The sequence below is a fragment of the Fodinibius sp. GM21 genome, from assembly GCF_058386955.1.
This window is the reverse complement of sequence record NZ_JBYEIQ010000012.1, coordinates 1-1,324: the sequence shown is the minus strand read 5'-3', so window position 1 is coordinate 1,324 and position 1,324 is coordinate 1. Positions and strand designations below refer to the sequence as shown.

General features: G+C 50.7%; 1 protein-coding gene. It reads left to right on the top strand.

The window, feature by feature from the left end:
• The first annotated feature begins 62 nt into the window (after window positions 1–62).
• Window positions 63–1,292 carry an IS256 family transposase gene (locus tag ACT3IB_RS15480; RefSeq protein WP_491539920.1) on the top strand — a complete coding sequence of 410 codons (1,230 nt, stop codon included), beginning with the start codon at window positions 63–65 and terminating at the stop codon, window positions 1,290–1,292.
• Window positions 1,293–1,324: the final 32 nt, after the last annotated feature.

Here is a 1,324-nt window from a genome sequence, read left to right as displayed (position 1 = left end):
CGAGAGTGTAAATCTAACTCTGTCTAGGTTGGTAATTTAAAATCTACTAACTTAGACAAATCATGACACAAAAAGAACTAGATAAACTACAAGAAAAAGCCTTGGCCCAGCTCAAGTCTGGGGAGTCCCTATTTGGCAAAGAGGGCGCCTTTGCTCCGATGCTTCAGAGCTTCATCGAGGCGGCCCTAGAGGCCGAGATGGATGCTCATTTGGATACCGAGCAACGCAAAGGCGGCAACAAGCGCAACCGCAAAGGCCACAAAACGATTAAAAGTTCAGCGGGTAGTTTCGAGATCGAGACTCCGCAGGACCGTCAGAGCAGCTTTGATCCTCAGCTGATCAAAAAGCGGGAAACCGTTTTGGCGGATAGTCTCCAGGACAAGATTATCGGTCTTTACGGACTCGGAATGAGCCTTCGAGACATCTCGGCTCATATCTCCGAAATGTATGACACCGAGCTTTCCCACACCGTACTCTCTCAGATTACCGATCGCATCATCCCCGAGGTGAAGGCCTGGCAATCTCGTCCGCTGGAAGAGGTTTACTGTATCGTGTGGCTGGATGCCATGCATTACAAGGTACGGGATGAAGGACGAGTGACTCACAAAGCCCTTTATAATATTCTGGGCATCAACCGGGATGGCTACAAGCAGGTGCTGGGATGCTACGTCTCCGAGAGCGAAGGGGCCAACTTCTGGCTGCAAGTGCTTTCCGACATGCAGAACCGAGGGCTCCAGGATATCCTCATTGCCTGTACCGATAATCTCACCGGCTTTAGCGAGGCGATTGGGAGCGTGTATCCAAAGGCCGACGTGCAGAGCTGCATTGTTCACCAGATCCGCAACTCCCTGAAGTACGTAGCCAGCAAAGACCAGAAGGAGTTCATGCGGGACTTAAAGCGCGTATATCGAGCAGACACCAAGGATTTGGCCAAGCTGGCCCTGGATGAGTTGGCTAATAAATGGGAGTCAAAATATCCCGTTGTCATCGCCTCTTGGCGCGACAATTGGGAGAAGCTGACGACCTATTTCCAGTATACTCCCCCGATTCGTAAGCTCATATATACGACTAATGCGGTAGAAGGCTATCACCGGCAGCTGCGAAAGGTCACCAAGACCAAAGGTGCTTTCACCAGTGACATGGCCTTGCTCAAGCTGGTGTATCTGGCGACCAAAAACATTGAGAAGAAATGGACGAGTCCGTTGCAAAACTGGGCCTTAACCGTTCAACAGCTGGCCATTCGATATGGCGATCGACTGCCACTGGACTTAACCCGTAACCATGAAAAGTAAGCAGCCCGGACAGAGTTTAGTTTACACACCCT